The organism is Janthinobacterium sp. GL_088, from assembly GCF_057837845.1.
In genome coordinates this window covers 5,543,172-5,568,456 of the sequence record NZ_CM174453.1, presented here as the reverse complement: position 1 = coordinate 5,568,456, position 25,285 = coordinate 5,543,172, and the positions used below count along the sequence as shown (strand labels likewise).

Here is a 25,285-nt window from a genome sequence, read left to right as displayed (position 1 = left end):
CGATGTTGTCGGATTACGCAGGGCTTTGCCCCGCCTCGGCGGCCCCGCTAATCCGACCTGTGCGACCTAAGCCTGACCTCGCTCACGCCTCCCCTCACACCACGACGATATTCGCCTGCGCCTTGAGCGGGCAGGGCAGGGTGTCGTCGAAGGTGATTTCGATGGCGCTGGCGACGAACATGCCGCCGATGTGCTGGGCGGCGATTTCCGGCGGCGTGCCGGGCTTGGTCAGGTTGACGTCCTGGGCGAAGACGAAGACTCTCCAGGTGCCGTAGACCTTCTGGTCGTATTGCAGCAGGGTGCGGTAAGCCCGCTTCAAGTCCAGGCTGCCTGCGTAGACGCCATCATTGGCGCCCGGGTCGAAGCCCAGGCCGTTGTCGGTCAGCGATTCCACGAAATACAGTCCCTGCGGCGCCTGGAACAGCACGAACGCATACAGCTCCGTGCCGCGGAAGACATTGCCATTGTCGCGCTTGAAGCTGGCGCGTATCCACAGCGGTTCGTAGGCTTGCACGACGGCGGGCGTATCCGTTTCCACGGGCCCCGCCACGTGGATGTTGACTTGCGTTTCGGTGACGGCATGCTGGTAGGTGGCGCCCGTGGTGAAGCGTTCGTACTGCCAGCTGATGTCGGCCGTGTAGGGCAGGCCCGCGTTCGGCGCTTCGGGTAACACCCATTTCGCCACCACGCGCTCGGCCAGGGTCAGTTCGCCGGCGGCCGGTGGTGTTGCTTCCTGGCCACGCCAGAACGGGTCCGCGATATCGGAGCAGGCGACGGCGATGGCGCCCGAGGCGATGGCCGAGGCCACGCCCGCCACCGTGAATTCGGGCTGGCCCGAGCCGGCCCCTTCCAGCGAGCAGCAATCGACGCTGGGATCGGTCTCCTCGAACGTGCCGCCCACGCTGAAGCTGGCCTTGCCGGAACCGAGCGCGGCTGAAATGATGGCGACCAGCGCGGCGATGATGGCAATGATGATGGCGAGAACCTTCCACCACGGGTCGGAAAACGGCAGCTCCCCATGCGTGCCCGCGTAGGCAGGATTCGGCGTCCAGACGAGGGTCATGCCGGTCGGCACGATCGGCCCCAGGCCGGGCGGGCAGCGGCACTCTTTTCCATCCTTCCCCGTGCTGCCCCAGCGCTTGCCCGGCAAGTGGCCTTGCGGCTTGGACAATTCCAGGGTGCCTTCTTCGACCGTGCATGTGTAGGTATTGGTGACGCTGTCGAAGCGCGTTTGCGAGACGAAGATCTGCTGGATCGAGCGGTACGGCGTGTAGCCGTCCGCCTTGGCGACAAAGCTGACCAGGCGCTTGCCGGGCGTAGCATGCTGGAAGTCGGCATCCCACATCACCAGCATGGCCGCGCCGGCGGGAATGCTGGCAAAAAAGAAGGTGCGTGCCACGGGCACGATGCCGGGATCGCCCACGCTTTCCAGGTACACAGTGACATTATTCAGAGCGCTGCCGGACATGTTGGTGACGTGGGCGGCGATGCGCAAGCCATAGATGGCATTGTCGAAGATGCCATCGGGCAGCATGATATTGGTGACGGGCTCGATCGCGAACGGCCGCGTCAGCACCTGCAGGGGGGTATCGCTCATGATGCTTGCTCCTCGGGGCTGTGCTGCTCTTGCGCCTGCTCTTGAGTTTGCTCTTTCTCGAGATCGGTGACGATATACGTGATGCCGCCCATGACCTTGCCCTCCTGGCTTTCCAGCACGCGCAGCAGCGCATACTGGCGTGGCGGCAAGGCTTCGGCGCGCACGCTCAGGTATACCGCCTGCGCCTGGCCGCGCGGCACCTCCAGCGCCAGTTTTTGCTCGCCGGGGGCATCGCCATTGCAATGGGGCGTGCGCGCCAGGCCCGCTACCAGGCGCGCTTCCTTGGCCGGCTGCCATCGCTCAAGCCCCAGGGTGGCCAGCAGGCGCTCGGGCAGCTCGCCGCCCTGCTCAATGTGCAGTTCCACTTTTTTCGTTGCGCGGGGCAGGGCCGCCACCGCGATGGACAGCAATTGTGCGCGCCGTGCCGCCAGCACCACGGTGACGTTGCGCTGGGCGATCTGCTCGTGCTGCTTGGGCAGGAAGGGAAAGCCGTTGGGCAGGGGATCGGGCAGCGGGTTGATGTCGCCCGGGCCGTGGGCCACGGCCAGCAGGCATTCGTGCCCTCCATTGACGATGACGGGGACCCAGGGCACCAGGCACAGCACTTCCTGCGTGGCGCCCGGTGGCAAGTCGGCAAACGCGGAGCCGATCTGCGTGGCGGCGCCGACGGCGATCTGGCCGGAGGGGTCGGCCCAGTAAAAATCCACGCGCACGCCGTTCGAGGCGCTGTTGCCCGTGTTGTGCACGCGGCCCCACAGGTAGTTGCTGGTGCCGGCGATGGGCGCGCCGGGCGGGCCATTCGGATCATTGCCCGGCACGACCCAGATATCGGCGCTGTCCCACCACGAGGGCTGGCCGTCTTCGATGATCAGGTGGGCTGGCATGGCGTTCTCCTTGTCCTTGGCCGGTGCCTATAGCTTAGGACGCGGCGGCGGATGCTTTTTGATCGGTATCAAGGCCACGGAACTCGGCGCCGGTGCGCCGTTGCCATGCTTGCGTAAGGTAATATTGCGGCAGAACGCAGTGGAATGACTCCAGGAAAAGGTTGGAATGTGCTTGAAACAGTGAATGACGTTTGCATCAACGCCGCTTGCGGCCGGACCTTGCCGCTGCGCGTGGCGCATTGCCCGTTTTGCGGAGCGCGCCAGATAGCGCAAGCACCTGTTCTGGAGAAAGCCGTGGCGCCGCCGCCCGTGCCCGTGCCCGTCGCTCCGCCTATTCCTGTGCCCACTCCGGCGCCGCAGCCCGCGCTCAAGCCAGTTGTCACTCCCAAGCCCGTCCCGCCAGCACCTGCCGCACCGGTTGCTGCGCCGTCCAAGGCGCCGCCCGCGAAACCGGCCGTCAAGGGTTCGGTACCGCCGCCGCGCCCGCCCGTGCGCTTGCGCACGTGGATCGCGGCGGCAGTGGTGCTGACGGGTATCTGGTTCTATAACAAGCCGGCTGACAAGCCGGCCAGCGTGGCAGAGCAGGTCGAGGCCGCCACGGCTTTGGCGGCGCAGTGCGACCTGGACGGTGCGCGCAGCGCGCTGGCCGTGCTGAAAAGCGCCAAGGCGCCCGCTGCGCAGATCAAACGCTTGCAGACGAACATCACCAAGTCCACCACTGCCTGCGACAAGCAACAGCAGCGGGCACAGGTGTGGACGGCGCTGCAGGACAGCGTCAACCAGGCCCTCGACGGGGGCAAGCCGGAGCTGGCCGCCACGCGCCTGGCCATCTACGTGAAACGCTGGGGCGACGATCCCGACACGCTGGAACTCGATGCCAAGGTGAAGGTGGCGCAGGCGAGCGTCCAGCTCGATGCTGCCGACGCCTGTCTGGCCAAGGGCGACCGGGTTTGCCTGGAAAGCAGCTTGATCGCTGCCGAACGCTACAAGCGGCCGGAACTGGCGGCGCGCACGCAGACGCTGCGCACGGCGCTGTCGCAATTGCTCGAACGTTCGCTGTTGGATACGGCACCGGGCCAGTAGCGCCAACCGGTCAAACGCCCGCCGCGGTCACACCGGGCGGGCGCATTCGACGCAGCCTTACTCTTGCGGCACCAGCGCCAGCGCCGCGCTGAAGTCGCCCATGGGCTTGCCGCCGTTGGCCACCAGCGCCTTGTCGCGCGTGCTCAAGCCGTCGAGCACTGGCAGGGCAAAGCGGTGCGTGATGGCGCGCAGGATGGACGCCGAATCGTATTGCGTATGATCAACTAATCCCTTTTTCACATAGGGCGAAACGAGGATGGCCGGCACGCGCGTGCCTGGACCCCAGCGGTCGCCCTTCGGCGGCGCCGCGTGATCGTAGAAGCCGCCGTTTTCATCGTAGGTGACGATGACCAGCATGTTCTTCCACTGCGGACTTTTCTTCAGCTGGGCGATGACGCTGGCGATGTGCGCGTCGCCATCGGCCACGCTGGCGTAGCCCGCGTGCTGGTTCAAATTGCCCTGCGGCTTGTAGAAGGCGACGGGCGGCAGCTTGCCGGCGCCCGCGTCGGCCAGGAACTGGCTGTCGAAGTCGCGCAGGTGGGCGGCGCGGTAGGCGGGCGCCTTCACCGGGTCCATGTTGGCAAAGTAGTTGAAGGGCTGGTGGTGGAACTGGAAGTTGGGCGGATTCGGGAAACTGCCGGCGCGCGCGCTGGCCGTGGCCAGGGCCGTCGTGTCCTTCCAGGCGCCCGCATACCAGGCCCAGTCGATGTTCTTGCCAGAGAGTAAATCGCCGATATTCGTCTGCGTTTGCGGCGGCAGGGTGTTGGCCTTGCCCGTGTCCGCATACAGCTTGCCGCTGTCGCCCGACGCCGGCGCGTTGCTGCTGGGCTGGAATGGCGGCTGCATGGTGTTGACGGCGTAGAACATGCCCGTGCTGTCGGCCGGCGTCAACGCGCCATCGTTGGCATAGGCGGGCGCACCATTCAGCACCGTGGCTGGCGCCGTGGCGGATGGCGTCAGGCGCACAAAGTTGCCCTTGGCGTCGACGTCGATCTTCGCGATCGAACCCTTGGCCACCGACGTGTCCGCGTTCGGATACGTGGGCGCGCAGGCGCAGATCAGGTACTGGTGCGTGAGGAAGGAGCCGCCGAAGGCGCCGATGAACAGGTTGTCGGCCAGCGCATATTGTCTGGCGATGTCCCACAGCTGCATCTTGCTGCCGTCGTAATAGCCCATGCTCAAACCGCCCGCGTCGGAATACGCGGCGAACTTGTCGTTTGCGCCACCGTTGATCTGCATCTGGTTGTTGTAGAAGCGGTGCACCAGGTCGCGCGTGATCACCGATTGCGGCAGGTACAGGGGGCTATTGGCATCATCGATCTGGAACGGCTTGTTGGGCAGGTTGGCCGATTGCGCCTGGGTGATGACGGTGCTCTGGCCGGCCGCCGTCATGCCGCCCCAGGTGGGCGGCATGACGGGCAGGGTGCTGCCGTCGATGTCTTTCTGCGGCACGTAGGCGGATGTCGACGAGGGGTTCACGCCCGGCACGCCATTCGCGCCCGGGAACAGGCCGTACAGATTATCGAAGCCGCGGTTTTCCGCGTAGATGACGACGATGGTCTGGATATTGTTCAGCGCCAGGGCGCTGTTCAGGGCGGCCAGCGCGTCGGCGGGGGCCGTCTGCGTGCTGGCGCTGGCGATCAAGCTCGTCACGCTGGCGTTTTCCGCCTTCAGTTTCGCCAGCTCGTCGCCGCTGGCCTTGTTGAAGTCCGATGCCAGGCCCGCTTCGGATACGCCCAGGCGCGCGGCCAGCTTGCCGCTGGCGGCGGCAAAGTCGCCGCCGTTGCCATCCATGACTAGCGCCAGCTCCGTCGACAGGGCGCTGACGAAGGCGCCGTGCCCGGCGGGAGCGCGCAGCAGCAGTTTTTGCGTGACCTTGCTGCCCGTGTCGCCGATGGCTTCATGGCGGATGGCATCCGTGCCGATGGTCACCAGCACGGCGCCCTGGCCGTCCAAGGTGTAGCTGCCGTCGGCCGCCGTGCGCACGACGGCGGAGGCGCTGTCGCACGTGAGTTTGGCGGTGGCGCTTTCCAGGCACACCTGGGCGTTTTCATAGTAGCTGCCGATCACCTGGCCCGTGGTGCTGGGCGTGATTGCATAGTCGCTGCCGCAGGCGGCCAGGCCCAGCGTCAGTAACAACGGCAGGGGCCGTAACGAAGTTTTTGCGTGCAAGTTCATTTTCATGCCTTCTGGGTGGAAAACGTCGCATGCTAGGCAGGCAATATGTCAGCTGCGTGACATGTCAGCGCCTGTTACATGACGTAATGTACGGACTTGATACATTAGGTTTTGCAGGGTTTTGTCACGCAGCTGTCACATGCCGTTGCTACGCTGCCAGCCCATGATGAAAACGATACCCGCCGTGCTGCTTGCCATTTGCGCGCTGTCCGCCTGCCAGCCCGCGCCGCAGAAAGAAGTCCAGACCGCTCCTGCGGCCGCCTATCTGGCCGGAGCCTACGCGCCCACCCTGCAACGCCAGCCTTCGGTGGCGGCAATGACGGCCATGGGCCGGGCCATGTTTTTCGAGCCCAGCCTGTCTGTCTCAGGAAAAATGTCCTGCGCCAGCTGTCACAGTCCCGAACATGCGTATGGCCCGCCGAATGGCCTGGCAGTGCAGCTGGGCGGTCCGGAGCTGAAGGATGCGGGCACGCGGGCCGCCCCTTCGCTGCGCTACCTGCAGACGGCGCCCGCCTTTACCGAACATTTTCATGACGATGATGGCGACGACAGCGTCGACGCGGGTCCCACGGGCGGACGCAACTGGGATGGGCGCGCCCAGTCCGGCCACGAACAGGCCCTGGCGCCGTTGTTGTCGCCGCGCGAGATGGGCAACCGCGATGCGGCCGCCGTCGTTGCCAAGCTGCAGGCTGGCCCCCTGGCGGCGCAGTTTCGCCAGACGTATGGCGCGGATATCTTCGAGCAGCCGGGTCAGGCGCTGCGCTGGGCGCTGATGTCGCTGGAAGTGTTCCAGGAAAGCCCGTTGGACTTCTATCCGTACACGAGCAAGTACGACGCCGTGCTGCGCAAGCAGGCCGTTTTGAGCCCGCAGGAAGCGCGCGGCCTGGCCCTGTTCAACGATGAGCGCAAGGGCAATTGCGCCTCCTGCCATATCAGCCAGGTCACTTCCGGCGGCGCCTTCCCGCAATTTACGGACTATGGCTTGATCAATATCGGTGTGCCGCGCAATGGCAAGCTGCCCGTCAATGCGGACCCGGCGTTCTTTGACATGGGACTGTGCGGCCCGGACCGCACCGACTTGAGGGAGCACAAGGAGTACTGCGGCAGCTTCAAGACGCCATCCCTGCGCAATGTTGCCTTGCGCAAGGTGTTTTTCCACAATGGCAGTTTTGACAGCCTGGAGCAGGTGCTGCGTTTTTACGTGCAGCGCGATACGGCGCCGCAAAAGTGGTATCCGATAGATAAACACGGCAAGGTGCGCAAATACGATGACTTGCCGCCGGGCCTGGCGGCGAACGTGAATGTGGAAGCGCCGTTCGACCGCCAGCCGGGCCAGGCGCCCGCCCTGAACGACGCGGAGATCGCCGACGTGATCGCCTTCCTGCACACCCTGACGGATGGTTATCTGGCACCCCGCCCGCCAGAGCGAAAACATGGCTAAAAGATATCAATATACCATTGCTTACAACTACGCCACAAAAGCCTGTTTTTATGTGCGTTAGCGCACGCTAGAAAATTTTAGGCAGGTGTATATTGCGAACTGATCTGTGTCTTTTGATAACAATGAAAGGGAATATCATGAAAGTAAGCAAAAATTGGATGACCGTGTGCGCCGCCGGGATGATGGTCGTGGCACTGGCTGCGTGCCAGAAGAAGGATGATGTCGCTGCCGGTCCTGCGGAACAAGCTGGCCAGAAAATCGATGCGGCCGCTGCCAAGGCTGAAGCCGACATCAAGGCCGCCGCTACCAAAGCCGACGCTGCCGTGAGCCAGGCCGCTGCCGATACGGGCGCCAAGATGGACCAGGTCGCCGCTGACGCCGACAAGAAAATGAGCGAAGCGGCCGATGCCGTGGGCAAGAAAGTGGAAAAAGCCGGCGAAAAGATGCAGGACGCCGCGCACAAGTAATCTCGCCAGGGCCGACCATCGCTGGCCCGGTCCCCGCAGCTGCCGTCAGGTGATGGCAGCTGCGGCGACGCCATCGCTGGCTTGGCCTCCTTGCGTCACCGTCTTTTCCACCCCGTCCGTTCCCCCCAGCACCACGCTCAAATCGACAAAGCCGTCGCGCCACGCGCGTTCCAGGTCTTGCTCCACCGCTTCCAGGGTCGTTCTTTCCACCTGCTGAAAACCGCGCAAGCCATACGCCCGGTTGCGCCCGTGCGCCTTGGCCAGGTAGAGCGCCATGTCGATCAGGTTGACGCTGCGTTCCCACGTGAGCGGGCGTCCCAGCGGCGCCAGCGGATAGGGTGCAAAGCCGACGGACACGTGTACCTGAATGGCCTGTCCCTGGTAGTGGATGCTTTGCGCCGCCATGCCGTTGAGGATGCGCCGCGCAATATCGTCGAGTCCGTCGCGCGCGACAGCCGGCAGGAAGGCGAGGAATTCCTCACCGCCCCAGCGCACGATCATGTCCGTTTCGCGCAACACCTCGTGCAAGGTTTCGGCGATCGTCGTCAGCACGAGGTCGCCCGCCGCATGGCCGTAACGGTCGTTGATATGCTTGAAATGGTCGACGTCGAGCAGGAACAGCGCACCGACGACATTGGCGCCGCCGTAGGCCGGCTGCGGCTTGCCTGCATGGCTGCGCATGAATTCCTGGAAATGGCGGCGGTTGTACAGGGCCGTCAGCGGGTCGCGCGAGCTCTGGCGCTTGAGTTCCTGGTTTTTCACCTTCAGCTGCACGTTCGCGTGGCGTACCTTGCGGTACAGCAAGCCAACGATGGCGGACGCCATGGCCAGTACCAGCGCCAGCAGCCACCATACGCGCTGCTGCAGGCGGCGGTTGTCGATTTCCGTGCTCTTCAGCTGATTCTCGCGGCTCAGCAGCTCGATCTGGCGCTGCTTCTTTTCCGCCTCATACTTTTCTTGCAGCTCATACACGGCTTTTTGCCGCTGTTTCTCGAACAGCTGGTTCGAGATGCCCCGCTCGCGGTGATACGCCGTCACGGCACCGCGCATGTCACCCGCCTTTTCCAGCGCCATGCCGTATTCCAGCAGCACGGCCTGCATTTCTGGCTGGTTGGCCGTGCGTTCATAGTAGGCCAGGCCCGTGGCCACGCTTTGCTTGCCTTCCTGCAGCCGTCCCTGGCCGATCAGCGCCTGGCCGATGTTCAGGCGCGCCGTCGCCTCCACCTGTTCATTGTTGACCAGGCGCCCCGCCGTGATGGCTTCATTCGCAAAGCGCAGGGCGCGCACGTAATCGCCTTCCTTCAGGTAACTGTCCGACAGATTGACGAGGGTAACGGCCACCATGCCGCGCGCGCCCAGCTGGCGTTCCAGCGCCAGGGCCGCCAGCAGGGCGCGCTGGCCCCGCTGTGGCTGTTGCGCGTCGAGCGCCAGCCCGTATTCCGTATTCTTCGCCTGCGCCATGCGGCCCGGCGATTCCAGCGTGCCGGAGACGGCCAGCAATTCATCGAGTACCTCGAAGCCCTTGTCGTATTCGCGCATCTGCGTGTACAGCAGGGTGAGGGCATTCAGGGCGGCGGCCAGGCTGGAAGGGGAATGGCTCTGGCGCGCCAGGTCGACTGCCGCCTGCAGCTTGGCCAGCGCAAACGGGAAATTGCCTTCCTCGGCCCACGACTGGCCCGCGCTGATGGTGGCCTGCACGCGCACGGGCAAGTCGTCCGTGCGGTTGGCGATGCGTTCCGCCTCGAAGGCCAGCAGGTGCGAGGCGCGGCGCTCGTTCATGGCGAACGTGACATAGGCCTTGCAGAGGATGCCTTTCGCCAGCGCCACGTCGCTCTTGTTCAGGCGGGCGTAGGCGATCAGCTCCTCGGCCAGCTGCATGGCGAGGTCGTTCTGCCCCAGGCGCATGCGCACCGTACTCAGCTGTGTCAGGAATTCCGCGCGCACCAGCAGGGGCGCGCTACGCGCCTGCGTTTCCACCTCCTGCAGGCGCTGCAGGGCGCGCGCGGGCACGAAGCGGCCATCCTCGCGCACGGCGGCGATGTGTTGTTCCAGCTTGCTGACCTGGGCATGGGTGGCGGGCGGCAGCAAGCAGGCCAGTACCAGCAGCCAATGCGCCTTTCGCCATGATGCCCGTCTCTGTCTGCCTGCCAACGTCCCGCTCCCGCAATGACTACCTGTCTGTAACAGATTATATTCTGTTGCAATCAAGAAATATCATGCGGGGCGCAGAAATTTGCGAAAGTGCACACTGCGGGCATTGACAAGGCGCGCTTACTGCGCCAGCTGCTGCAGCAGGTACAGGCGCTGGTACAAGCCGCCTTCGATCTGCATCAGGGCATCGTGCGGCCCCGCTTCCGTGATGCGGCCGTGGTTCAGCACGATGATACGGTCGGCTTCGCGGATGGTCGACAGGCGGTGGGCGATGGCGATGATGGTCACCTTGCCGCGCAACTCGTTAAGGGCCAGCTGCACGATCTGCTCCGTCTGGCTATCGATGCGCGACGTCGCTTCGTCCAGCAGCAAAATGCGCGGCTGGCCGGCCAGCGCGCGGGCAATCGCGATCAGCTGCTTTTGCCCTGACGACAGGCGCGAGCCGCCTTCGCCCAGCGGCGTGTCGTAGCCATGCTCCAGCGCGGCGATGAAGTCGTGCGCATGCGCGGCGCGCGCGGCCGTCTCGATCTGCGCCTGCGTGTAGCCGCGGCCCATGTCGATGTTTTCGCGCGCCGAGGCGGCCAGCAGGAAGGGGTCTTGCGGCACCAGGCCCACGTCGGCGCGGAAGTGCTCGTTGTCGATGCTGTCGAGGGCGACGCCATTGATGGCGATGCTGCCTTGCGTGACGGGGTAAAAGCGCAGTAGCAAGGACAGCAAGGTCGACTTGCCGCTGCCCGTGTGGCCGACGATGCCAAAGAAGGCGCCTTGCGGAATCGTCAGCGACAGGTCGTGCAGCACGGGCTGGTTTTCCACGTAGGCGAACGTCAGGTTCTGGATGTCGACGGCGGGCAGGTCGCTGCCCGCTTTCGCCTGCCGCAGGGCCGGTGTTTCCCTGCCCTGTGCATGTTCGAGCGCCTGCGCTTCGTCTAGCAGGGCCGAGACGCGCGCCGTCGCCACCACCGACTGCTGCAGCTGGCTGAACTGCATGGTGATCTGGATCAAGGGTTCGATCACGCGGGCGATGTAGCTGATGAACGCGTACAGCACGCCCACTTCCACGGCGCCCATCTCGCGCCGGCCGAAGCTGAAGATGACGACAGCCAGCAGCACGATATTGAGCATGTCGAGCGCGGGGCGCAGCAGCCAGGCGTTGGCGCGCAATTCCTGCATGCGCGCCGTGTAGTGATCCTGGTTGATGCCCGTGAAGCGCGCGCCGAAGCGCTTTTCCGCGTTATTCGCCTGCAGCACGCTCATGCCGCCGATCGATTCGGCGATCTGCCCGTTGATCTCGCTGCGCAGGGCGCGCGCGCGCGTGACGGCCGGCGCGCTCCAGCGCTGGTACAGGAAGACGATGACCAGCACGGCCGGCAGCAGGGCCAGCACGATCAGCATCAGCCGCCAGTCGAGAAAGGCCATGGCGGCCATGGTGCCGACCAGGACGATGGAGCTGTCGAGGATGACGAACAGCACCTGCACGTACAGCGATTTCACCGCTTCCGTGTCGTTGGTGACGCGGCTGACCAGTTGCCCCGTGATGGCGCGGTCAAAGAAGGCCATGGGCAGGCGCAGCACGTGCTGGTAGACGGTTTCGCGCAGGCGCTGCACCGAGCGCATGGCCAGGCCGGACAGGCGCACCAGCTGCAAATAGCGCAGGCCGGAAGCGACCCAGCCTGTCAGCAGGCAGCCGCCCAGCAGCAATGACATGCGCGTCCAATCCAGGTTGCGCGGCAGCAGATGCTGGTCGATCAGGGCCTTGCCCAGGATGGGTCCCGTCACTTCCAGGGCGGCGGCGAGGATCAGCCAGAACGTGGCCCAGTATAAATGGCGCAGGTCGGGTGCGGCGGCGCGGCGCAGCAGGCCGATGGCTTGCGCGGCCTGGCGGCGCACGGATTGCGTGGCGTTGGCTTGGTCGGTCTTAGATGGCATCGAGGCTGGCTTCCAGTTGTTGATAGCGCCACTGGCTGGCATACCAGCCGTCGCGCTGCATCAGCGCGTCGTGGTTGCCCGTTTCCGTGACGTGACCGTCGCGCAGGACCAAAATCAGGTCGGCGTTGACGACGGCGCTCAGGCGGTGGCTGGCGATGATGGCGCTGCGCTCGGGACGGCGCGCGCGCAGTTCTTCCAGGTGCTGCAGGATGCGCGTTTCCGTGCCCGTGTCGACGGCGGACAGCGCATCATCGAGCAGCAGCAAGCCGTTGTCGGCCAGCAGTGCGCGCGCGATGGCCACGCGCTGGCGCTGGCCGCCCGACAGGGTGATGCCCTTTTCGCCCACGTGCGTCTGATAACCGTCCGGGAATTGCAGGATGTCCGCATGGATGTCGGCCAGCTGCGCCGCCCGCTCCACTTCCTCGCGCGTGGCGCCGGGACGGGCCAGCGCGATATTGTCGGCGATGGTGGCGGAAAACAGGAACGATTCCTGCGGCACCCAGCTGATGGCAGCGCGCAGCGCGTGCAGGGTGTAGGCGTCGAGCGCCTGGCCATTCCACGTGGCCGTGCCCGATTGCGGCGTGACCTGGCGCAGCAGCACGCGCAGCAGGGTCGACTTGCCGCTGCCTGTCGGACCGACCAGACCCAGGGTCTGGCCCGGCTGCAGGCGCAGCGAGATGCCCGACAGCGCGGGCGCCGTCTGGCCCGCGTAGGCAAAGCCGATGTCCTGCAATTGCAGGGGGCCGGGCGTCAGCGTATCGATCGTGCCGTGGTCGTCGATGGCCAGTGGGGCATCTAACATGGGTTGCAGCCGCTGCCAGGCGGCGCGCCCCCGTTCGATCAGGGAGAGTACCCAGCCGGCGGCGAACATGGGCCAGATCAGCTGGCCCAGGTACATGGAAAAGCTCGTCAGCGCGCCGATGGTCAGCTGGTCTTGCCACACGAGGTAGCCGCCCAGGCCCAGGGTCAGCGCCGTGGCGGCCGTCAGGGTCAGGCCGACGGCCGGCTCATACGCCGCTTCCCAGCGCTGCGCCGTCAGGCTGGCATTGGCCGCGTGGCCGGCCAGGGTGGAGAACTGCTTGCTGCTGCGCTCTTCCAGGCCCAGCGCGCGCAGGGTGCGCACGCCCGACAAGGACTCTTGCACATGGTCGTTCAGCGCCGAAAAGCGCTTTAATGAATCCGTCGACGCCGTGTGGATATGGCTGGAAATGCGCCAGAAGGCCAGTCCCATCAGCGGGAAGGGCAGCAAGGCGATGCAGGCCAGGCGCCAGTCCACGCCCAGCAGCATGATGCCCAGCACCATCAGCAAGGTCAAAGTGCCGTCGAAGCCGGCCAGCATGGCTTCGCCGGCGGCCATTTCGATGGCGTCGATGTCGTTCGTCGCCAGCGCCATCAGGTCGCCCGTGCGCTGGTTCTGGTAGAACGACGCACCCTGCTGCGACATGCGCGTGTAGAAGCGCGTGCGCAGCATCACGCCCAGCTGGTAGGCGGCCTTGAACAGGGTGATGCGCCAGCCCACGCGCAGGAAGTAGATGACGACGCCGACGGCGAGCAGGGTCAGCAGCTCAAGCCACAGTTCGGCCGCCGTCATGCGGTGCGCGGCCAGTGCGTCGATGATGGCGCCCACGCGGCGCGGGATCCAGACGGTCAGTGTTGCCACGCCTGTCAGCATGACGGCAGCGGCGGCATACGCCGGCCAATGCTGACGCACGAAGCCGGCGATGAGCCTCGATAAACTCATGGTTACCTTTTGTTTTTAGTAATGGGGTGTCGCGGGGCGGAAGGACGGGCACGCGGACGGAAAGTACGCGTAGGATACAACAAGGTAGAAAATCGCGCTGTGGACGGGCAAGCAAAAAACGGGCCGTAGCCCGTTGTTTTGCTGCGTCAGTGGCGTGCGCGAGGCTTACTTGCGGCCGCTGCCGCTGCCTTTGCCTCCGCCCAGCATGTCGAGCTGTTTCGATGGCGTGCTCTTGGGCGCAACCTTGGCTGCCGGCTTGGCGGCTGGCGCAGGGGCCGGCTTTACGGCAACCTTGGCCACGGTCTTGCCGGCGGCGCTGGCCGGCTTGGCGACCGGTTTGCTGACAGGAAATGGTTTCGCTGCCGGCTTGGCCGGTGCTGGCGCGGCGGCTTTCGCTGGCGCAGGTGCAGGTGCGGCGGCAGGTGCGGACTTGGCCGCTTCCGGCTTGGCGGCTGGCTTGGCTTCGGCCGTTTTCACTGCAGACTTGTCGGCAACCTTCTCGGCAACCTTGGCAGGCGTTGCAACAGGGGCGGGGGCGGGCGCTGCCTTGGCGACAGGCTTGGCCACTTCGGCAGGCTTGGCGGCAACGGGGGCAGGTGCTGGCGCAGGCGCTGGTGCAACAGCAGGCGCAGCGGTCAGCGCTGGCTTGGCTGCGGCAGCGACAGGAGCTGGGGCGGCAACAGGGGCGGCCGCATCGAGGCGGGCCTTGGCCGAGGCTAGCAATTCAGCCTGGGTGCTCGAGGCGATGCCGAACAGCTGGCGGCTGTAAGCCAGCACGCTTTCGATATTCGGCTGCGCCTGGCTGCTGCTGTAGCTGAAGAAGTCGCGCGGGTCCTGCGTTTCCAGCAGGTGCTGCGCCGTTTCCGCCGTGTGCGAGATGGCGGCCTTGCCGGCGTTCAGGTTCAGCGCGATGATTTTCTCGGCGCTTTCAAAGACTTTGCTGGTGAGGGTGCTGAAGATTTGCAGCTGGTTTTCCAGTTGCGACTTGGCGGCACTGGAAATTTGTTCAGGAAGCGGGAACATATTTACTCCTTTGTACGGATTAAAATGCTGGCAAAACGCTCTGCAAAATCCCGAAAACCAGAGTTGGCCGCGTTTTGTAAAGTAGGTAGCGCGCTAAAAGCTGATCATGGACTTTTTATGATGCAACGCAATATGAATATTCTAGCGGTGATTCGAGTTAGTTGAAAGCTATTTTCTCAAGGGCGTGCGCCGCGTGTTTTCTGCATGCTCGCTGTATTCATGCGCCCGGCAGCATTTGCGGGAAGTTTGCGCGCGCGCAAAGCGTTGTCATGAAATCTATGGCTACGCTTTTGCCAGTGACTATATTCTTGCACTGCAGCATCCTTGAGGAAGATAAGAGGACAATGCACTGGAAGCATCAGGTACCGTAGTCAACCGAAGGAGTGTCCGCATGGACCTTGTCATCCGCAATGCCAGCCTGCCCGACGGGCGCCGCGCCATCGATATCGCCATCGAGGGTGGTCGCATCGCCGCCGTCGGCCCCGTCTTGCCCGTGCAGGGCGCGCAAGAGATCGACGCCGCCGGCGACCTGGTCACGCCGCCGTTCGTCGACGCCCACTTCCACATGGACGCCACGCTCAGCTACGGCTTGCCGCGCGTGAACGCGTCTGGCACCCTGCTCGAAGGCATCGCCCTGTGGGGCGAGCTGAAACCGCAACTGACGCAGGACGCGCTGGTGCAACGCGCCCTGCAGTATTGCGACTGGGCCGTGGCGCGCGGCTTGCTGGCCATCCGCTCGCACGTGGATATCTGCGACCCGCGCCTGCTGGCCGTCGAAGCGCTGCTCGACGTGAAACGCCAGGTGGCGCCGTATCTTGACCTGCAACTGGTGGCCTTTCCGCAGGATGGCATCCTGCGCAGTCCCGGCGCCTTCGATAATCTGAAGCGCGCGATTGCCATGGGCGTCGACGTGGTGGGCGGCATCCCGCATTTCGAGCGCACCATGGCCGACGGCGCGGAATCCGTGCGCCTGCTGTGCGAATTTGCCTGCGAGCGTGGCTTGATGGTCGACATGCATTGCGACGAGTCGGACGACCCGCTGTCGCGCCACATCGAAACACTGGCCTTCCACAGCCAGCGCCTGGGCATGCAGGGCAGGGTGACGGGTTCGCACCTGACATCGATGCATTCGATGGACAACTATTATGTGAGCAAGCTCCTGCCGCTGATCCGCGAGGCGGGCGTGGCGGCCATCGCCAACCCCCTCATCAACATCACCCTGCAGGCGCGCCACGATACGTATCCGAAGCGGCGCGGCATGACGCGCGTGCCCGAGATGCTGGCTGTCGGCATTCCCGTCGCCTTTGGCCACGACTGCGTGATGGATCCGTGGTACAGCCTCGGTTCGGGCGACATGCTGGAAGTGGCGCACATGGGGCTGCACGTGGCGCAGATGACGGGCCAGCAAGCGATGCACGAGTGCTTCCTGGCCGTGACGCAGACGCCGGCGACCATCCTGGGCCTCGATGGCTACGGCATCGCTCCCGGCTGCCATGCGGATCTGGTAATCCTCGATAGCAGCTCCACGGTGGAAGCGTTGCGCCTGCGCGCGGCGCGGCGCCTGGTGCTGCGCCGCGGGAAAGTCGTCAGCGAGGCGCCCCGTGCGCAATCGCGCCTGCACCTGCCGGGGCGGCCCGATAGCGTGAATTTCCGCCTGGGGCGCTGATACAATCAGCCATCACTTGTTATCGGGAGCACCGCCTTGAAAGAAATTGACATCCGCCCGGCCAGCGAAGCCGACTTCGACGCCATGTGGGAAATCTTCCACACCCTGGTGGCCGCCGGCGACACCTATACCTTCCCCGCCGACACGACGCGCGAAGCATGCCATGCCTACTGGTTCGGCCCCGGTGTGCAAAGCTTTGTCGCCGTGATGGGCAGCGAGCGGCTGCTTGGCATGTACAAGCTGGTGGCGAACCAGCCGGGCCATGGATCGCACGTGGCCAATGCCTCGTTCATGGTCGATCCGGCCGCGCAGGGCGTGGGCGTGGGCCGCCTGCTGGGCGTGCACTGCATGGAAGAAGCGCGCCGCGCGGGCTACCTGGCGATGCAGTTCAACTTTGTCGTCAGCACCAACCTTGCCGCCGTCACCCTGTGGAAAAAGCTGGGCTTTACGGTCGTCGCCACCCTGCCGCTGGCTTACCGCCACGCGCAACTGGGCTATGTGGACGCCTACGTGATGTACCAGCTGCTGACCGATCCGATGCAGTGGCCGGCATGAGCGGCGCCGCGACAGAGTCGATGACCGTCATCGATACGCCCCGCTTGCGCCTGCGCACCGTCACGCCCGACGATGCGGCGTTCTATCTGGCGCTGGTCAACGAGCCGTCATGGATCGCCCATATCGGCCAGCGCAACCTGCACACCGTGGAGGCGGCCCGCGCGGCGCTGGAGACGGGAGCGATAGCGCAGTTTCGGCAGCATGGCTATGCCTTCTGCATCGTCGAACGGCGCGGCGACGGCGTCGCCATGGGCATCTGCGGCCTGATCCTGCGCGCCAGCCTGCCCGGTCCCGATATCGGCTACGCCCTGCTGCCCGCATATTGGGGCCAGGGCTATGCCTGGGAGGCGGCTGCCGCCATCATGCACCATGCGCAGCACGTGCTGCGCCTGCCCACCGTGTACGGCATCACTTCGCAGCAGAACCAGACGTCGATCAATCTGCTCAACAAGCTGGGCCTGCGCTTCGAGCGTTTTTCGCGCCTGCCGCCCGATGGCAAGGACACGAATGTCTACCGCAAGGATTTTCGCCTGGATTGAGGCGGAAAATGCGTATCAGTGAAGTGAAAAAAAGTATTTAGAAACCCGCGCCTTTTGTAGTGGTGGCGCGCGGTCTTTGTTTTTATAGTTGGCATACCGGTGGAAAACCGCCGGACTATAAAAATGGAGACGTGTTATGAAAATCATGACTGCTGTTGCATGGGGCGCCCTCATGTCCGCCGGGTTCGCAGACGCCTCGGCGCAAAGCTGCTCGGTGCCCGTGCTCAAGGTGCTGGCGCAAAAAAGCCTGGGTCTGACGGTGATGGAAAAGACCCTTGCCGAGTATGAAAAGAAAAGCGGCACCAAGGTACAAATCAGCTATTTCGGCGAAAACGACCGCCGCTCGAAAGCCCGCCTCGACGCCTCCACCAAGGCCGGCTCCTACCAGATCTACTACATCGATGAAGCCAACGTGGCCGAATTTGCCACGGCAGGCTGGGTCGTCCCGCTGCTCAAATACCTGCCCAAGGAGGCCGACTACGACGACTTCCTGCCGGGCCGCCGCGCCGTCGCCTCGTACAGGGGCGTGGCGTACTTCGCGCCCCTGATCGGCGGCAGCGACTTCCTGTTCTACCGCCGTGACCTGCTGGAAAAGGCCGGCATCGCCGTGCCGAAGACGCTCGACGAACTGGTCGCCGCCGTCAAGAAAATGAACAGCCCGCCGAATGTGTACGGCTGGGCGGCGCGGGGCCAGCGCGGCTCGGGCATGAATGTGTGGCGCTGGTCGCCGTTCATGCTGGCCGCCGGCGGCAAGTGGGAAAAGGATGGCGTGCCCACCTTCAATTCGCCGCAGGCAGTCAAAGCGACGACCCTGTACCGCGACCTGTTCAAGTATTCTCCGCCTGGCGGCGCCACCTACGACTGGAGCAATGCGCTCGAAGCGTTCAGGTCGGGCAAGGTGGCCTTCATGATCGAGTCGACACCCTTCGCCGACTGGATGGAAGACCCGAAAAAATCCTCGGTGGTCGACAAGGTGGGCTATGTGCGCCCGCCCGCGCCGCTGGCATCTGCCGCCTACGGCCATGGCCTGGCCATCTCCGCCGCGGGCGCCAGGGATGAATGCACGCGCCAGGCGGCCGGCAAGTTCATCGCTTTCGCCACGGGCAAGGAGCAGGAGCAGGCGCGCCTGAAGGACAACGTCTTCAGCGACTACAACCGCACCAGCACCATCAACAGCGACTACTTCCGCAAGCACGTCAAGCCGCAGATCCAGGCGGGCCTGACGGACACCACGCCTGTCTCGCGCGTCACCATCTGGCCTAGTCCCGAGTGGCCGGATATCGGCGACAACCTGGGCGTGGTGCTGGAGGAAGTGTTTACGGGCACGCGCGGCGACGTGCAAAGCGCGCTCGATGAAGCGAATGAGTATGCGACGGAAGTGATGCAGCGGGCCAGCAAGCGCAAATAGAGACATCTGACCAAACCTACTGCGCGTCGGTATAGGCGGCCTGCGATGCTCACTGTGCATAAAGCACAGTTCCGCTTCTCGGCCACCTCTACCTTCCGCTCGCTACGGTTTTGTCAGGTGTCGTGACGCAGCCTGTTTGCTTGTCCGTTCTCGTTTGAAAGCCATCACCATGCCGCATTCCATCCGTAAAAAACGCCACACCTGGCTACCGGCCGTGTTCCTTACACTGCCGCTGCTGGTCCTGCTGATACTGGGCATGGTGCCCAGCATCGCCGCCATCAACCTGGCCCTGCAAAACCGCGTGCTGCGCTACAGCGACAGCGAGTATGTCGGTTTTGTCAATTTCATCCGCCTGTTCGGCGACCGCCGATTCGTCAATGCCGTGCAGGTGTCGGCCATCTGGGAAGTGGTCACCGTGGCCGGCTCGCTGATCGTCGGCGTGCTGCTGGCCGTGTTCCTGTTCGAGAAGGTGAAGGGACGCACGCGTGACGTCATCGCGTTGCTGCTGATCGTGCCCGTGCTGCTGCCGCGCGTCTCGGCCGCCTTCATCTGGAAGTTCATGTATTCACCGCTGATGGGCATCCTCAACTGGATGCTCGAATGCGTGGGCCTGGGCGGCACGGCCTTGCTGTCCGATCCCGCCACGGCCCTGTACGCGGTGGCGCTGGTCGACATCTGGCAGTGGGGCCTGTTCTTCGGCGCCGTGATCCTGAAGCTGCTGGAAACCCTGCCCGGCGAACCGCTGGAAGCGGCGCGCCTCGATTACGCCAGCACGCTCCAGGTGTATGCGTACATCGCGCTGCCGATGCTGAAGGTGCCCATCATGAGCCTCGTGTTCATCAAGATGGTCGAGTCGCTGCGCTCGTTCGACCTGATCTACGTGATGACCAAGGGCGGCCCCGGCATCTCCACCGAAACCCTGGACATGTACGCGTATGCGCAAGGCATCGGCCTGATGGGCAAGGTGTCGTATGCGTCCAGCATGGCCGTGCTGATGATGCTGGCCACGACTGTTATTTTCACCTTACTCTGGAAGCGGGTCGCCAAATGGGAAAACTGACTAAGAACACCCTAACCAAACCTACTGCGCAGCGCGATTTGCGGCCTCCGATGCTCACTGTGCATGCGCACAGCTCCGCTTCTCAGCCACAACTCACATCTGCTCGCAACGGTTTTGTCAGGTGTCTTAGGGTGCTGCGCACCCCGGGCGGTGCCAGCGCCATCACCACCACCGCCATCACCACCCTGATTATTCTGGTGGCGCTGTTCCCGATCCTGTGGGCCGTGCTCAATTCCTTCAAGGAGCTGATGGATATCGTCACGCCTGTGCCGCGCTTTTTCTTCAGCCCGACCCTGGCCAACTACAAACAGGTGCTGGCCAGCCCCGAAGTGCTGACGGGACTGGGCAACAGCGTGGCCATCGTCGGCGTGGCCGTGTTGCTGGGCGCCGTGCTGGGCGTGCCGGCCGCGTATGCGATCGCCCGCTATCCGGTCCCGGCCAAGAAGGATATCCAGTTCTTCCTGCTGTCCCTGCGTTTTTTGCCACCCGTCGCCGTCGCCATTCCCCTGATCTCGATCTGGATCGACCTGGGTCTGTACGACTCGCGCCTGTCGATGGTGGTGACGTATCTGCTGGTGACCCTGTCGACCATCATCTGGCTGTCGATTCCCGCGTTTGCGCGCATCCCGAAAGAGATCGAGGAAGCGGCCGCGCTGGACGGCTATGGCCCGTACCAGGTGTTCTGGCACGTGGCCCTGCCGGTGGCGTCGAAGACCCTGATGGGTGGCATCGTCTTCAGCTTCGTGCTGGTCTGGAATGAACTGATGATCGCGCTGGCGCTCACCTCGTCGAAAAGCATGACCTTGCCCGTGGTGGCATCGGCCTTCACATCGATGGGCCAGGAAGTGCCGTGGGGCGTGGTGAACGCCTCCACCGTGCTGCTGGCGCTGCCGCCGCTGCTGTTCGTCGGCATCCTGGGACGGCTGCTCAACTCCATGCTCAAACACAAATAAAAGGAATTCATCATGCAAGCACTCGTACTGGAACAAGCGCATTCCATCACCTTGCGCGACATCGACATGCCGCTCGCCGTCGGTCCGCGCGATGTGAAAATCAAGATTCATACCGTGGGCATCTGCGGCAGCGACGTGCATTACTTCAAGCATGGCAAGATCGGTCCCTTCGCCGTCGAAGCACCGATGGTGCTCGGTCATGAGGCGTCCGGCGTCGTGGCCGAAGTGGGAGATGAGGTGACGCACCTGAAAGTGGGCGACCGTGTCTGCATGGAGCCGGGCGTGCCGCAGTTCGATTCTCCCGCCACCATGCGCGGCCTGTACAACCTCGATCCCGCCGTGCGCTTTTGGGCCACGCCGCCCATCCACGGCTGCCTCACGCCATATGTCGTGCATCCGGCCTCGTTCACATTCAAGCTGCCCGACAACGTCAGCTTCGGCGAAGGCGCCATCGTCGAACCGCTGGCCATTGGCTTGCAGGCGGCGAAAAAGGCGGCCATCAAGCCGGGTGACGTGGCCGTGGTGATCGGCGCCGGCACCATCGGCGCCATGAACACGCTGGCGGCGCTGGCGGGCGGCTGCTCGCGCGTGATCCTGGCAGACCTGGTGCCGGAAAAGCTGGCCCTGTTCGCCGGCAATCCGGCAGTGACCACGGTCGATGTCCGCCAGGCCAGCCTGGCGGACACGGTGCGCGACTTGACGGACGGCTGGGGCGCCGACATCGTTTTTGAGGCCAGCGGCAGCATGCGCGCCTACGACAACATCGTCGAGCTGCTGTGCCCGAACGGCTGCCTGGTGCTGGTCGGCATGCCGACCGAGAACGTGCCTTTCGATATCGTCGCCATCCAGGCCAGGGAAGTGCGCATCGAATCGGTGTTCCGCTACGCGAACATCTTCCCGCGCGCGATCGCCTTGCTGGCCTCGGGCAAGATCGACGTCAAGCCTTTCATTTCGCGCACCTTCGGCTTTGCCGACGGTGTGCAGGCGTTCGAGGAAGCGGCCAAGGGCCATCCGCGCGACGTCAAGATCCAGATTGAACTGGCAGGAGACTGATCATGGCAAACATCACTTGCAGGCAGCTGCGCAAGACGTATGACGAGAAGACGGCCGTGCTGCAGCCGTTCGACCTGGAAATCGATGACGGCGAGTTCATCGTCCTGCTGGGGCCATCGGGTTGCGGCAAATCGACCCTGCTGCGCATGATCGCGGGCCTGGAAGACATCAGCGGCGGCGAGCTGTTGATCGGTGGCGCCGTCGTCAACGATTTGCCGCCCCGCGCGCGCAATGTGGCGATGGTATTCCAGAATTATGCGCTGTACCCGCACATGACGGTGTATGACAATATCGCCTTCGGCCTGCGCCGCCTGAAGGTGCCGCACGACGAGATCGAGCGCCGCGTGCGCGAGGTGGCGGCCATCCTCAGCCTGGACAGCCTGCTGGAACGCAAGCCGCGCGCCATGTCGGGCGGCCAGCAGCAGCGCACGGCCATTGCGCGCGCCATGATCAAGACGCCGCAAGTGTTCCTGTTCGATGAACCGCTGTCGAACCTGGACGCCAAGCTGCGCGCGCAGCTGCGCGCCGACATCAAGCGCTTGCACCGCCGCCTGCGCACCACCACCTTGTACGTCACGCACGACCAGCTCGAGGCGATGACCCTGGCCGACAGGGTGGTGCTGATGAAGGGCGGACATATCGAGCAGATCGGCACGCCGGCGGAACTGTACAACCATCCGCGCACCCTGTTCGCGGCCGGCTTCATCGGCACGCCGGCCATGAACTTCATCGATGGTGTCGTCGAAAAAGACGGCGGCCAGACGGTGCTCGTCTGCGCCGGCTACCGCTGGCCATTGATATCGCCCCGCTTCGCCGCGTTGCAGGCGGGTGCGCGGGTGGTCTTCGGCCTGCGCCCGAATCATTTGCGCGCGGCGCTGCCGCAGGAGCAAGCGGGCACGCATGGCCTGGCGTGCGCGATCGACCTGGTCGAGCTGCTGGGGGCGGAGGCGCTGATCAGCTTTCAGTGTGGCGCCCTGACCTTGTCGGCCCTGCTGCCGGCAAATGCGGCCAACAGCGCGGCGCAGGTAGGGCAGACCCTGGCGCTGGCCTTCGACGAAGAGCACATGCATCTGTTCGACGCCGACAGCGGGCTGGCAGTGGCGCCCGGTGGTCAGTAAGTGGTTAGAATAGGGTGACCAAGACCGTGCAAGGGAACTGCCGTGACGCCTGACCTGGAACTGATCCACAAACCGATCCACGAATCGTTTCGCGCGTGGGCGCACGGCTTTCCGCACACCGTGGCGAAATGGCATTTTCATCCCGAGTATGAACTGCACTTCATCATTACATCGAATGGCAAATTTTTTATCGGCGACCATATCGGCAGTTACGGGGCGGGCAATCTGATCCTGACAGGGCCGAACCTGCCGCATAACTGGGTCAGCGAACTGCCGGAAGGCGTGGTCCTGCCCGAGCGCGACCTGGTGCTGCAGTTTTCCAGCGACTTCATCGAACGCTGCGCGCTGCTGTTCCCGGAAATGGCGCCCCTGAAAGCCCTGCTGGGCGAGGCAGGCAGGGGTCTGCAATTTCCCGATGCGCTGGGCCTGCGCCTGGTGCCGCTGATGAAGGAATTGACGACGGCGCAGGGCTTGCGCCGCGTCGAACTGTTTACGCGCCTGTTCGGCGAGCTGTGCGACTGCCGCGAGCGGCGCCCGCTGGCCAGCGTCACCTACCTGGCGCAGGCGGGCCGCTACATGTCGTCGACCATCAACCTGGTGCTGGCTTATATCAAGCAGAACATCACGCTCGATTTTTGCGAGCAGGACGTGGCCGACGTGGCGGAAATGAATACCTTGAAATTCACGCGCTTCTTCCGCAAGCATACGGGCACCTCGTTCATTCAATACGTCAACCAGGAGCGCATCGCGCTGGCCTGCGAGCTGCTGATGAACACGGACATGAAGGTCACCGATATCTGCTACCGCACGGGCTTCAACAACCTCTCCAATTTCAACCGCCAGTTTTTGGCCCACAAGCAGATGTCGCCGTCGAAATTCCGCTCCTGCCTGCTGATGAACATGCCCGAGCCGTCAGGCGACGGCCATTCTTAACTTTATTCTGGAATCAAATGACATATCTCGGTATCGATATCGGCACTTCCGAAGTCAAGGCCATCCTCACCGATGACGCCCAGGCCATCCTTGCCAGCGCCGGCGTGGCCTTGCGCGTGTCCAGTCCCCATCCCGGCTGGTCGGAACAGAATCCCGAGGACTGGTGGCACGCCACCCTGGACGTCATCGCGGCCATCCGCGCCGCCCAGCCGGTGGCGTTTTCCGGCTTGCGCGGCATCGCCCTGTCGGGCCAGATGCATGGCGCGACCCTGCTCGACAAGCAGCAGCACGTGCTGCGCGCGGCCATCCTGTGGAACGACACGCGCGCGTTTGCCGAATGCGTGGAACTCGAGGCGCTGGTGCCCGAGTCGCGCGCCATCACGGGCAACCAGGCCATGCCGGGCTTCACGGCGCCCAAGCTGCTGTGGCTGCAAAAGTACGAGCCGTCGCTGTTCCGCGCCACGGCCAAGGTCTTGCTGCCCAAGGATTACGTGGCGCTGCGCCTGACGGGCGAGTATGTGTCCGACATGTCCGACGCTTCCGGCACCCTGTGGCTGGACGTGGCCAAACGTGACTGGTCCGAGCGCATGCTGGCGGCGACCGGTTTGACGCGCGAACACATGCCGCGCCTGGTCGAAGGCAGCGCCGCCGCTGCGCAGGTGCGCCCGTCCCTGTGCCAGGAATGGGGCATCGCGCACACGGTGCTGCTGGCCGGCGGCGCGGGAGATAATGCTGCCGCCGCCGTGGGCCTGGGTGTAGTGGAGCCGGGCGCCGGCCTGCTGTCGCTGGGCACGTCCGGCGTGCTGTTCGCCGGCAGCGACGGTTTTGCGCCGAATCCAGGCCAGGGCGTGCACGCGTTCTGCCATTGCCTGCCCGAGCGCTGGCACCAGATGAGCGTGATCCTCAGCGCCGCGTCCAGCCTCAGTTGGGTGGCGCGGCTGACGCAGTCGAGCGACATCGGCGAACTGGTAAAGCTGGCGGAAAACGTCGAGGCGCGCACGGCGCCCATCTTCCTGCCGTATTTGAGCGGCGAGCGCACGCCGCATAACGATGCCTGCGCGCGCGGCGTGTTTTTCGGCTTGTCGACGGAACACGGGCGCGCCGAACTGGCCTATAGCGTGATGGAAGGCGTGGCCTTTGCCATGGCCGACGGCAATGCGGCCCTGCGCAGCGCCGGCACGCATCTGGAAGAAGCGTCGTTCGTCGGCGGCGGTTCGCGCAGCCGCTTCTGGGCGCAGCTGTGCGCGAATGCCTCCGGCTTGAACGTGCTGCGCCACGACCACGGCGTGGCCGGCGGCACCATGGGCGCCGCACGCCTGGCGCAGATGGCGGTGACGGGCTTGCCGCCCGCGCAAGTGTGCACGCGTCCGGCCGTGCAGGAGACAATCGCGCCACAAGCGTCCGCCGTGCTGGACGAGCGCCTGGCGCGCTACCGGCGACTGTACCCGCTGCTGCGCGCGGAGTTCGCCGGCGCGCCAGGCGAAGGCGTGGCCGGATAGTCAACTTTCC

The 25,285-nt window shown here is 64.5% G+C and carries 19 protein-coding genes and 1 pseudogene; 13 read left to right on the top strand and 7 right to left on the bottom strand.

Going from position 1 to position 25,285, the window contains the following annotated elements:
* Positions 1 to 94 precede the first annotated feature (94 nt).
* Both AC3IQ7_RS24850 and AC3IQ7_RS24845 read right to left on the bottom strand, forming a co-directional pair.
* Positions 95 to 1,597, bottom strand: a complete 1,503-nt coding sequence (locus AC3IQ7_RS24850; RefSeq protein ID WP_489207577.1) for a hypothetical protein — start codon at positions 1,595 to 1,597, stop codon at positions 95 to 97.
* Positions 1,594 to 2,481, bottom strand: coding sequence for a hypothetical protein (locus tag AC3IQ7_RS24845; protein ID WP_489207576.1), 888 nt, complete (start codon positions 2,479 to 2,481; stop codon positions 1,594 to 1,596). The genes AC3IQ7_RS24850 and AC3IQ7_RS24845 overlap by 4 nt, the downstream gene beginning before the upstream one ends.
* Before the next feature lie 168 nt (positions 2,482 to 2,649).
* On the opposite strand from AC3IQ7_RS24845, the gene AC3IQ7_RS24840 reads away from it, so the two are divergent.
* Positions 2,650 to 3,564 (top strand): hypothetical protein, encoded by a 915-nt coding sequence (locus AC3IQ7_RS24840; RefSeq protein WP_489207575.1) that lies wholly within the window; start codon positions 2,650 to 2,652, stop codon positions 3,562 to 3,564.
* A 57-nt stretch (positions 3,565 to 3,621) separates the two neighbouring features.
* Here AC3IQ7_RS24840 and acpA read toward each other — a convergent pair whose 3' ends face one another.
* Complete coding sequence (acpA, locus tag AC3IQ7_RS24835) at positions 3,622 to 5,742, bottom strand: acid phosphatase (RefSeq protein ID WP_489207574.1); 2,121 nt, start codon at positions 5,740 to 5,742, stop codon at positions 3,622 to 3,624.
* Between the two features lie 166 nt (positions 5,743 to 5,908).
* Here acpA and AC3IQ7_RS24830 point away from each other — a divergent pair, with 166 nt between their 5' ends.
* Both AC3IQ7_RS24830 and AC3IQ7_RS24825 read left to right on the top strand, forming a co-directional pair.
* Positions 5,909 to 7,183: a cytochrome-c peroxidase gene (locus AC3IQ7_RS24830; RefSeq protein ID WP_489210522.1), complete on the top strand. Its 1,275-nt coding sequence runs from the start codon at positions 5,909 to 5,911 to the stop codon at positions 7,181 to 7,183.
* 137 nt (positions 7,184 to 7,320) lie between these two features.
* Complete coding sequence (locus AC3IQ7_RS24825) at positions 7,321 to 7,650, top strand: hypothetical protein (RefSeq protein ID WP_035821678.1); 330 nt, start codon at positions 7,321 to 7,323, stop codon at positions 7,648 to 7,650.
* A gap of 45 nt (positions 7,651 to 7,695) precedes the next feature.
* On the opposite strand, the gene AC3IQ7_RS24820 is transcribed toward AC3IQ7_RS24825, so the two are convergent.
* From AC3IQ7_RS24820 to AC3IQ7_RS24805, 4 genes are all read right to left on the bottom strand, one after another.
* Positions 7,696 to 9,738 (bottom strand): sensor domain-containing diguanylate cyclase, encoded by a 2,043-nt coding sequence (locus AC3IQ7_RS24820; RefSeq protein WP_489207573.1) that lies wholly within the window; start codon positions 9,736 to 9,738, stop codon positions 7,696 to 7,698.
* Between the two features lie 183 nt (positions 9,739 to 9,921).
* A complete protein-coding gene (locus AC3IQ7_RS24815; RefSeq protein WP_099378078.1) occupies positions 9,922 to 11,727 on the bottom strand; it encodes an ABC transporter ATP-binding protein in 1,806 nt (601 codons plus the stop codon).
* Entirely contained in the window at positions 11,717 to 13,468 is a 1,752-nt protein-coding gene (locus AC3IQ7_RS24810; RefSeq protein WP_489207572.1) for an ABC transporter ATP-binding protein, read from the bottom strand. The genes AC3IQ7_RS24815 and AC3IQ7_RS24810 overlap by 11 nt, the downstream gene beginning before the upstream one ends.
* A gap of 165 nt (positions 13,469 to 13,633) precedes the next feature.
* Entirely contained in the window at positions 13,634 to 14,491 is an 858-nt protein-coding gene (locus tag AC3IQ7_RS24805; protein ID WP_099378076.1) for a phasin family protein, read from the bottom strand.
* A 391-nt stretch (positions 14,492 to 14,882) separates the two neighbouring features.
* Here AC3IQ7_RS24805 and AC3IQ7_RS24800 point away from each other — a divergent pair, with 391 nt between their 5' ends.
* The 10 genes and pseudogenes from AC3IQ7_RS24800 to xylB all read left to right on the top strand — a co-directional run bounded on the left by AC3IQ7_RS24800 (position 14,883) and on the right by xylB (position 25,275).
* Complete coding sequence (locus AC3IQ7_RS24800; protein WP_099378075.1) at positions 14,883 to 16,157, top strand: amidohydrolase family protein; 1,275 nt, start codon at positions 14,883 to 14,885, stop codon at positions 16,155 to 16,157.
* Positions 16,158 to 16,193: 36 nt separating this feature from the next.
* On the top strand, positions 16,194 to 16,712 hold the full coding sequence (locus AC3IQ7_RS24795; RefSeq protein ID WP_099378074.1) for a GNAT family N-acetyltransferase: 519 nt from the start codon (positions 16,194 to 16,196) through the stop codon (positions 16,710 to 16,712).
* Positions 16,709 to 17,251: a GNAT family N-acetyltransferase gene (locus AC3IQ7_RS24790; protein WP_099378073.1), complete on the top strand. Its 543-nt coding sequence runs from the start codon at positions 16,709 to 16,711 to the stop codon at positions 17,249 to 17,251. The genes AC3IQ7_RS24795 and AC3IQ7_RS24790 overlap by 4 nt, the downstream gene beginning before the upstream one ends.
* 136 nt (positions 17,252 to 17,387) lie before the next feature.
* Positions 17,388 to 18,659: an ABC transporter substrate-binding protein gene (locus AC3IQ7_RS24785; RefSeq protein WP_489207571.1), complete on the top strand. Its 1,272-nt coding sequence runs from the start codon at positions 17,388 to 17,390 to the stop codon at positions 18,657 to 18,659.
* 169 nt (positions 18,660 to 18,828) lie between these two features.
* Positions 18,829 to 19,719, top strand: coding sequence for a carbohydrate ABC transporter permease (locus AC3IQ7_RS24780; RefSeq protein ID WP_489207570.1), 891 nt, complete (start codon positions 18,829 to 18,831; stop codon positions 19,717 to 19,719).
* A 134-nt stretch (positions 19,720 to 19,853) separates the two neighbouring features.
* A complete protein-coding gene (locus tag AC3IQ7_RS24775; protein WP_489210520.1) occupies positions 19,854 to 20,672 on the top strand; it encodes a carbohydrate ABC transporter permease in 819 nt (272 codons plus the stop codon).
* A 12-nt stretch (positions 20,673 to 20,684) separates the two neighbouring features.
* Positions 20,685 to 21,725 (top strand): NAD(P)-dependent alcohol dehydrogenase, encoded by a 1,041-nt coding sequence (locus AC3IQ7_RS24770; protein WP_489207569.1) that lies wholly within the window; start codon positions 20,685 to 20,687, stop codon positions 21,723 to 21,725.
* Positions 21,726 to 21,727: 2 nt separating this feature from the next.
* Positions 21,728 to 22,816 (top strand): annotated as a pseudogene (locus tag AC3IQ7_RS24765) (ABC transporter ATP-binding protein); the annotation flags it as partial.
* A 69-nt stretch (positions 22,817 to 22,885) separates the two neighbouring features.
* The gene (locus AC3IQ7_RS24760) at positions 22,886 to 23,776 is read left to right on the top strand and encodes an AraC family transcriptional regulator (protein ID WP_099378068.1); all 891 of its coding nucleotides are present in this window, start codon (positions 22,886 to 22,888) and stop codon (positions 23,774 to 23,776) included.
* Positions 23,777 to 23,793: 17 nt separating this feature from the next.
* A complete protein-coding gene (xylB, locus tag AC3IQ7_RS24755; RefSeq protein ID WP_489207568.1) occupies positions 23,794 to 25,275 on the top strand; it encodes a xylulokinase in 1,482 nt (493 codons plus the stop codon).
* Positions 25,276 to 25,285: the final 10 nt, after the last annotated feature.